The 7,919-nt window shown below is 34.5% G+C and carries 8 protein-coding genes; 6 read left to right on the top strand and 2 right to left on the bottom strand.

The features are described 5' to 3' along the window. Window positions 1-69: 69 nt before the first annotated feature. The 4 genes from Q0A18_RS11205 (at window position 70) to Q0A18_RS11190 (ending at window position 3,387) form a co-directional block, all read left to right on the top strand. Entirely contained in the window at window positions 70-1,020 is a 951-nt protein-coding gene (locus Q0A18_RS11205) for a hypothetical protein (protein WP_292010239.1), read from the top strand. A gap of 62 nt (window positions 1,021-1,082) precedes the next feature. Further along, complete coding sequence (locus Q0A18_RS11200; protein ID WP_292010238.1) at window positions 1,083-1,493, top strand: Rrf2 family transcriptional regulator; 411 nt, start codon at window positions 1,083-1,085, stop codon at window positions 1,491-1,493. A 56-nt stretch (window positions 1,494-1,549) separates the two neighbouring features. Beyond that, window positions 1,550-2,203, top strand: a complete 654-nt coding sequence (locus Q0A18_RS11195; protein ID WP_292010237.1) for an NAD(P)H-binding protein — start codon at window positions 1,550-1,552, stop codon at window positions 2,201-2,203. A gap of 8 nt (window positions 2,204-2,211) precedes the next feature. Further along, on the top strand, window positions 2,212-3,387 hold the full coding sequence (locus Q0A18_RS11190) for an MBL fold metallo-hydrolase (RefSeq protein WP_292010236.1): 1,176 nt from the start codon (window positions 2,212-2,214) through the stop codon (window positions 3,385-3,387). Window positions 3,388-3,472: 85 nt separating this feature from the next. On the opposite strand, the gene Q0A18_RS11185 is transcribed toward Q0A18_RS11190, so the two are convergent. Further along, window positions 3,473-4,465, bottom strand: a complete 993-nt coding sequence (locus Q0A18_RS11185) for a M23 family metallopeptidase (protein WP_292010235.1) — start codon at window positions 4,463-4,465, stop codon at window positions 3,473-3,475. Between the two features lie 220 nt (window positions 4,466-4,685). Here Q0A18_RS11185 and Q0A18_RS11180 point away from each other — a divergent pair, with 220 nt between their 5' ends. Together Q0A18_RS11180 and mqo are read left to right on the top strand one after the other, a co-directional pair. Next, complete coding sequence (locus tag Q0A18_RS11180; protein WP_292010234.1) at window positions 4,686-5,726, top strand: NAD(P)H-dependent glycerol-3-phosphate dehydrogenase; 1,041 nt, start codon at window positions 4,686-4,688, stop codon at window positions 5,724-5,726. Window positions 5,727-5,882: 156 nt separating this feature from the next. Beyond that, window positions 5,883-7,388, top strand: coding sequence for a malate dehydrogenase (quinone) (gene mqo / locus Q0A18_RS11175; protein ID WP_292010233.1), 1,506 nt, complete (start codon window positions 5,883-5,885; stop codon window positions 7,386-7,388). A 143-nt stretch (window positions 7,389-7,531) separates the two neighbouring features. Here the strand turns inward: mqo and Q0A18_RS11170 are convergent. Next, on the bottom strand, window positions 7,532-7,919 hold a 388-nt coding region (locus tag Q0A18_RS11170; protein WP_292010232.1), incomplete at its 5' end, for a T9SS type A sorting domain-containing protein.

The following is a 7,919-nucleotide window of genomic DNA, read 5'->3' as shown; positions in this document are numbered from 1 at the left end:
TAATAAAATTGAGGTAGGATTAATTAATTTTATATTTTATTTCTTTGAACAAAGACTAATAAACTACAAATGAAAAAAATATTTTACCTCTTAATTCTCTGGGGATTGTTATGTTCCTGTGTTTCTAAAAAGAATCAACTGATCAAACAAAATATTCTTACACTAAGGGATAGTTATTGTAAGGCCCCCTTTAAATATAATTATACCAATGAATTACCCTCCTATAATTCAGATTCTATTTTAATCGCAAATAAACAATTGAGCAGTTTTTTCTCTGATCAGAGTATATTGATTCTCAATGCACTTGGAAACCTTGATGAAGTGGATCAGATCATGATGCTAAAGAAAGATTCTTCCGTAGCCGCACAGGTAAAGGTTTTACAGCTTAAGAGTAAGATCAACAGTAAAATAACCATTGCTTTGACTGAGCTTGATGCTGTAGCTGCTGAATTTGATTGTGAAGGGGAAAGGGTTGCTCAGATAGGAAGTTATGTTGATAACCTTAATGATTCAAGAAATAATAAGCTGATTCTCTATTCTATTATTGCAGGTGCGAGTGCATCCATAGCCGGAGGTATTGTGAAAGATGAGGGATGGAGCAATGCTATTGATATAGGTGGAGGGGTGCTGGGAGCAGGCTTTGGACTTCTCACACTTAATCCGAAAGGGAAAAGTGTGGAATTTATTCATCAAAGAAACTTATTAAGGGATATTTGGAACGAGAGGCTTGAATCACCCAATTTTCCACCTTTTATCTGGTATATGTATACGGAAAAGAAGTTCTCAAACAGAGAGCAGCATTCCATTATTCAGAATATGAAAGAAAGGTGGCTCCATTATCAGTTTGATGATAACCAGGATGCAGCTGATCATTCCGTTATTTTTAGTAATGGAGGGTATTACAGGGCTAATGATCTGCATAATCGTGCTGCTATGCTTAATCAGATGCAATCTGCCACCCGAACTATCAATCAAAATATCAATTATCTGCTTCTGGATTTGGATAAATTAATTCTTTAACAAAATTTAACTGTAATAAGTTTTGTTACAGTTAAATTTTGTATATCTTTGTACCAACAAAAATGAACAATACAAGATTTGCTACGGCAATACATATTATGATTTTACTGGCTAAAAGTCCTGATCAGTGGTTAACATCTGACTGGATAGCTGGAAGCGTTAACGTCAATCCTGTTATTGTTCGTAAAGAAATTGGGGTTTTGAGAGGTGCTGGTTTGATTATAAGCAGACAGGGAAAAGAAGGAGGAAGTCAATTGGCAAGAAATGCAGAGAAAATTACTATTTCCGAAATATATGCAGCAGTAAAAAATGCAGACGTATTAGGAAAGAAAAATCAGAACCCTAATCCTTCCTGTAGCGTGGGAAAAGAAATTAATAACCATTTGAATATCTTATTTGAAGATACAGATAAATTGGTTTTAGATTTTTTAGAAGATAAAAATCTTCAGAAATTCAGTGATCAGTTCAATTAAAAATTTTTAACAATAATTGTAATGTATTTTGTTACAATTAAATTAAATAAATTATTATGAAAAAAGTAGCAGTAATTGGTGCGACAGGATTTGTAGGTTCGCACGTAGTAAAAGAATTGGTAGACAGAGGTTACCAGGTAGAAGCAGTAGTAAGAGACGCTTCTAAAGTTCAGCAAAGTGATAAAGTAATTGCTAAAAGTTTAGATGTAAACAATGTAGATGAGCTAGCAGAAAGTTTAAAAGGAAATGATGCCGTTATAAGTGCATTTAATGCAGGATGGACCAATCCAAATTTATATAACGATTTTATTACGGGAGCTGAAAATATAGAAAAAGCAGTTGAAAAGTCAGGAGTAAAAAGATTAATCGTTGTAGGAGGAGCAGGAAGTTTATATACTCCGGATAATACTCAGTTAGTAGACTCTCCCGATTTTCCGGCAGAAATTAAACCTGGAGCGACAGCAGCAAGAGATTATTTGAATGAGATTAAAAACAATAAGGTATTAGACTGGACTTATTTCAGCCCTGCTATTGAAATGCATCAGGGAACAGCGGGAGTGAGAGTAGGAAAATACAGAACTTCACTGGAAACACCTGTTTTCGATGAAAATGGAAGAAGTGTACTTTCTGTAGAAGATGCAGCGGTAGCACTGGTAGACGAACTTGAACAGAACAATCATATTAAAGCTCGTTTTACGGCAGCTTATTAAAACACACAATGATGATATTTAAAAAATTATTTTTAATCATAGGCTTATTCAGCAATATGGCTGCATTATTTGCCGGAAATTTGAAATTAAAAGTATATAATCCCGGAACTAAAGCTATATTTCCAGTCACATCAACAATTGTATATGGAGATAAAGAAGCAATGCTTATCGACGCACAGTTTCAGAAACAATTTGCAGAGCAGTTGGTGAAAGAGATTAAAGCAACCGGAAAAAAACTTACGACAGTTTTTATTTCGCATAGTGATCCTGATTACTATTTTGGATTAGATGTTATTAAAAAGGCATTTCCAAATGTGAAAATCATATCTACAGCACAAACCGCTTATTTGATCTCTGCATCTAAAGATGATAAAATGGCAGTCTGGGGGCCCCAGTTAAAAGGAGATGCTCCTTCAGAAATTATCATCCCTCAGGCCGTAAATTCTATTCCGGATCTGGAAGGAAATAAAATTGAATTGAAGCAAAATCCTGGTGATCCTGCACATAGTTTTATCTGGATTCCTTCTTTAAAAACTATATTAGGCGGAATCTCTATTTCTGTAGATTCACATCTTTGGATGGCAGATACTCAAAATCTAAAAGCAATTGATCAATGGATAGGTCAGCTTGATGCAATGAAAGCATTAAATCCTCAGCAGGTAATCCCTTCTCATTATGTTCAGCAAACTTTGTCACCTGCTTCTCTGGATTTTGTGAAAACATATCTTGAAAATTACAGAAAAGCAGTTACAGAAAATAAAACTTCTGAAGGAATTGTAAATTATATGCTAAAACAATATCCTGATCTGCCGGGAAAAGATGAACTGGGAATGGGAGCAAAAGTGTATACCGGTGAAATGGCCTGGGATCTTAAATCTCCTTATCCTCCTATCGGAAAAAAAATTGTGGTGGATTTTAAAGGATTGAAGTTCAGACTGGATTTTAAAGATAATAAAACAATGTCTTTCGTGGGACTTGACGGAAGTGCCAAGGGAGTGACTGATACGGTAGAGTATACCGCGGTAGAAGTAGCTAAGAATGTATTCATGGTCTATTGGCATGAACCACATATAGGAGCTAATGTAACCCATATTCAGGATTATAACAAAAATATAGTATATACTAATATTTCAGGCAAAGATGGTTCATTCTCTCATTTAAAAGGAACTATTACAATTCAGTAAATAGAATGATTCATAGCTGATAAAGAACATTTTACCTATATATTAAAAACCTGTCTTCAAGATGATTGAGACAGGTTTTACTTTTTTACAGATTCATAAATAATTTAGGATTAACAGGTGTATTATTTTTATGTACTTCGTAATGAAGGTGAGGTCCTGTCGATCTTCCGGAATTTCCTGATTTGGCAATTACTTGCCCTACTTTTACTTTATCATTGGCTTTTACAACAAGTTCGGATAAATGTCCATATAAAGTTGCTAGCCCATTGCCATGAGAAATAATTACACAATTTCCATAGCCGCCTTTCTGCCCTGAAAATATAACTGTTCCTGCAGCGGTTGCTATTACATCAGAACCATAAGTTACAGCAATGTCCAGCCCTTTGTGAAACTGCATTTGATCAGCTTCTGCAGGGGCATTGTTTTTTTCAATAGATTGAGGAGTATTATTAGATACGGTTTTAGCTGTAGATGAAGAATTTGCCGGTTTTGGAGTAACCATTACCTTAACTTCCCTTACATTTCCGTAGCTGTCCGTTAATTCAATAGTTTTCTCTACAGGTTCCGCTTTTACTTCAGCAGTAGCGGGGATACTGGCTTTAGATTCAGTTTTGGATTTTACTGAAGCGAATACAGTTTTAAAAGGAATAGGGTTTTTTCTTATTCCGAAATTAGAGGAGATATATCCCTCTGTAGGCATTCCCAGAGGAGTCTGCATTAATTTTTTTTGTAAATCCATTAAATACTGGCTGTATCGGTTAGCCTGTTTGGCAAGGTAAATTGAATTGGAAATACTGTCCTTATTCAAAATGATCAGTCTTTCATTTGGAATATCTTTTGATTTTAGAAACGAATTGAGCTGAGCCACAGCCTGATCTACTAAAGTGAGATCTGATTTCATTTTTAAATAATCAATACTGTCTTTTTCAGTATTAATTTTTACGAGATTTACCTCATAAGTCTTGTCATCCTTTTTTGAAAATAATCCAGCAATGAATATGCTTTGTGCAAAAACGATAAGTAAAAGTACACCCAGTAGTGTTTTTACTTTCTTTTTACTGTTTAGAAAGTTCTTCATTTTGATCTCTTAAGTATTAAAACGGTTAAGTGGACAAATTTAATTAAAAATAGGTTTTGGCGGGTATCTTTATTATAAATTTATTTTTTATTACTATTTAACGGGGTTTTGTGTAGTTAATTGTTTGTAAACGTTAATTTTTTATAAAACTGACTTTTCTCTCCTTTTGTGAAGCCTTATTAAATCTTTGTTTAATATCTTTGCGGTTCACATTTGAACTATGGCGAAAAAGAAAACAATTTCAGAATCTTCGAATCAAAAAAAGAGTAAAAAAGAGAATGCAGTAGGAGTTGTTGGGAGTGGTAGTTTTGCGACTGCTATTGTGAAAATGCTCGTTGAAAACTGTAAAGTAGTGCATTGGTGTGTAAGAAATGAGTTTGTAAAAGGTGCTATTGAATTAAGAGGTCATAATCCTTCTTATCTTACTGCAGTTAATTTCAATTTGAAAAATTTAAAATTGACTACGGATATTAATGAGCTGGTTTCTGCTTGTGATATCATTGTACTGGCAACTCCGTCTATTTATCTTTCGGATACGCTTGATAAAATGACCTGTGATTATAAGGATAAGATTTTCGTTTCAGCTATTAAAGGAATTATTCCCAAGGTGAATGATGTAGTGGCACACTATCTGAGAGATGAATTTAAAATCGGATTCCGGAACCAGGCAGTGATTGCCGGACCTTGCCATGCGGAAGAAGTAGCTATGGAAAGGTTATCATATCTTACTATTGCTACAGTGGAAGATGAAGTTTCGGAACAGTTGGTTAATATATTCAATTCTGATTTTATAAAAGTTCATTCCAGTAAAGATGTTCTTGGTAATGAGTACAGTGCTATTCTAAAAAATATTTTTGCTATTGGAGCTGGAATAGCGAGTGGGTTGGGATATGGAGATAATTTTACTGCAGTCTTTGTATCTAATGCAATCAGGGAAATGGAAGTTTTCCTGGAAGCTGTTTATGAAGCACCGAGAGATGTTAATGAAAGTGCTTATTTGGGGGATTTGCTGGTAACAGCATATTCATTATTTTCAAGAAACAGAAATTTAGGAAATCTTATAGGCAAAGGATATACGGTGAAATCAGCGATTCAATCTATGAATATGGTAGCAGAAGGATATTATGCGGCTGATTCTATCTATAAGACGGCAAAAGAAAAAAATCTTAGCCTACCGATTATTGATACGGTATATGCGATCTTGTACGAAGGAAAAAATGCTGAAAAACAATTCAAAAAGCTGACAGTAAAATTGAATTAATATGGTATTCATATAAAAAAATAAAACACCGGAGACTTTTCCGGTGTTTTTTATTGAGTTTTCCTATATAATTTAATACTTAAATAACATGTTAAAAAAGTTAAACGCGTTTTCTGTTTTAAAAGTTTTCCCGAAATTAGTGGTAAAATTTATGTTATGCCACATACGGTTACAAAAAGAACACCCAAACCTAAATATGATGTTGTTTTAATAGGTGGTGGAATTATGAGCGCGACTCTGGCCACCCTTCTTCACGAATTTGATCCCAATCTTGAAATTGCCATTTTTGAAAGGCTTGGCCGTTTTGCCAAAGAAAGTACAGCTGCATGGAATAATGCAGGTACGGGACATTCAGCATTTTGTGAACTTAATTATACCCCTGAAAAAGCAGATGGAAGTATAGATATTTCGAAAGCAGAAAGCATTGCCGAACAATTTGAAGTTTCCAAACAGTTTTGGTCTTATCTGATAACCAAAGGGTATCTGAATAGTCCAAAGGAATTTATTAATTCCTGTCCGCATATGAGCCTTGTATTTGGTGAGAAAGATGCTGAATTTTTAAAGAAAAGACATGCAAAAATGACGCAGTCCGTTTTATTCTCTCAGATGCAGTTTTCTACCGATCATGAGAAGTTAAATGAATGGATTCCTTTAGTGATGAGTAAAAGGAATGAATCTGAGGTTATGGCAGCTACGAAAATGGATTTAGGAACCGATGTTAATTTCGGAAGTTTGACAAGAAAAATGGCTAGACATTTAATTGAAGATTCTAGTGTGGAAATTTTCCTTTATCATGAAGTGAAAGATATCGACCCTAAAGAAAATGGAAAATGGGAGATAGAAGTAAAAGACAGAATTAACAGGCATAAACAGGAGATTGTCGCTGATTTCGTATTTATCGGAGCCGGAGGATATGCTCTTCCTTTACTGGAAAGTTCTGATATTAAAGAAAGTGAAGGGTATGGTGGATTCCCGGTTTCAGGACAGTGGCTGGTAACTCACAATCAGGAACTGGTAGCAAAACATCAGGCGAAAGTGTATACACAAGCTACTGTAGATGCTCCACCTATGTCTGTTCCTCACTTGGATTTAAGGGTTATTGATGGGGAAAAAGCATTGCTTTTCGGACCATTTGCCGGTTTTTCTACAAAATTCTTAAAAGAAGGCAGCTATCTGGATTTACCGGAAAGTATCAATACCAAAAATATCAGATCTTTATTTGGTGCGTGGTGGCATAATATTCCGCTAACCAAATACCTGATTCAACAGGTGGCAATGACCAAATCTCAAAGAATGCAGCATTTGAGAGAATTTATCAAAGATGCGAAAGAAGAAGATTGGGAGCTTAAAGTAGCCGGACAGAGAGTTCAGGTTATCAAAAAAGATGAAAAAGACGGTGGAAAGCTGGAATTCGGAACCGAAGTCGTTGTTAATAAAAAAGGAACTATTGCATCCTTATTAGGAGCGTCTCCGGGAGCATCTACTGCAGTATATGCAATGCTGGATGTATTGGAAAAATGTTTCCCTGATAAAATGAAAGGAGAATGGAGGGAAAAATTATTACAAATCATTCCTTCTTATGGGCAAAAACTGGCTAATAATCCTGAGCTTACAGAAAAAATAAGAAATTATACCAAAGAAAAATTAGAATTGGAATATTAATTAAGGTATATAATCAATAAAAAAAGCCTTTACTAAACAGAGTAAAGGCTTTTTTATGGAAAATTAATAAAAGAGCTGTTGATTATTTAATCAACAGCTCAAATAAAGTAAATGATATTTACAACTAACAAACTAATCTTTAGTTATTCTTTGATAAATTTCTTTTGAACACTGATCTGACCGTCTTCAATATCTATAACATATACTCCTTGGATCAGCTTGCTTACATCAATTTTGTTATTTAAAATAATCCCACTTGATACTAGTTGTCCTACTGAATTGTAAAGTTTGTAGTTAGCTCTTGCACTGATATTTTTAATATTCAATACAGATCGTACAGGATTAGGATAAATAAGAACCTGTGTCTGATCTACCGGATTAGGAATAACTTGTTTAGATATTCTTACCGTGTAGTCTTCAACCTCTCCATTGTCAAAACTTGTACAGTTTACAGGAATACCATCTCTCTGCATGGCTACTCTCATTACAACATATTTGTAATCTGTCATGCTGATGAAGGCGTCTGCAGGT

Source organism: Chryseobacterium sp., assembly GCF_022712095.1.
GTDB lineage: Bacteria > Bacteroidota > Bacteroidia > Flavobacteriales > Weeksellaceae > Chryseobacterium.
The sequence above is the reverse complement of the archived record's forward strand: the minus strand, read 5'-3'. Positions and strand labels throughout refer to the sequence as shown.

Excerpts from the sequence above, each read along its gene's own strand:
- Q0A18_RS11205 (WP_292010239.1), top strand. The coding sequence starts at position 70 with ATGAAAAAAATATTTTACCTCTTAATTCTCTGGGGATTGTTATGTTCC.
- Q0A18_RS11200 (WP_292010238.1), top strand. The coding sequence starts at position 1,083 with ATGAACAATACAAGATTTGCTACGGCAATACATATTATGATTTTACTG.
- Q0A18_RS11195 (WP_292010237.1), top strand. The coding sequence starts at position 1,550 with ATGAAAAAAGTAGCAGTAATTGGTGCGACAGGATTTGTAGGTTCGCAC.
- Q0A18_RS11190 (WP_292010236.1), top strand. The coding sequence starts at position 2,212 with ATGATGATATTTAAAAAATTATTTTTAATCATAGGCTTATTCAGCAAT.
- Q0A18_RS11185 (WP_292010235.1), bottom strand. The coding sequence starts at position 4,465 with ATGAAGAACTTTCTAAACAGTAAAAAGAAAGTAAAAACACTACTGGGT.
- Q0A18_RS11180 (WP_292010234.1), top strand. The coding sequence starts at position 4,686 with ATGGCGAAAAAGAAAACAATTTCAGAATCTTCGAATCAAAAAAAGAGT.
- mqo (WP_292010233.1), top strand. The coding sequence starts at position 5,883 with ATGCCACATACGGTTACAAAAAGAACACCCAAACCTAAATATGATGTT.